General features: G+C 66.9%; 1 protein-coding gene. It reads left to right on the forward strand.

The genetic code is table 11. The features are described 5' to 3' along the window. Positions 1–341, forward strand: a 341-nt coding sequence (locus FS767_RS21820; RefSeq protein WP_178102769.1) for a chorismate-binding protein, incomplete at both ends; no start/stop codon positions are given.

Raw genomic sequence — 341 nt, forward strand, 5'->3', positions numbered from 1 at the left:
TGTCCATCGCCTTCCAGGCGGCGCCCATCGACCTCTATCGGGCGCTGCGCTGCTTCAACCCCACGCCCTACATGTACTTCTTCAACTTCGGCGACTTCCATGTGGTGGGCAGTTCGCCCGAGGTGCTGGTGCGGGTGGAGGACGGCGAGATCACCGTGCGCCCCATCGCCGGGACCCGTCCGCGCGGCGCCACCGAAGAAGCCGATCTGGCGCTGGAGCGCGATCTGCTGGCCGATGCCAAGGAGCTGGCCGAGCACCTGATGCTGATCGACCTGGGGCGCAACGACGTGGGCCGGGTTTCCAGCACCGGCAGCGTGACCCTGACCGAGAAGATGGTCATC

It is taken from the genome of Pseudomonas sp. DE0010 (assembly GCF_007680745.1).
Classification (GTDB): Bacteria; Pseudomonadota; Gammaproteobacteria; order Pseudomonadales; family Pseudomonadaceae; genus Aquipseudomonas; species Aquipseudomonas parafulva_B.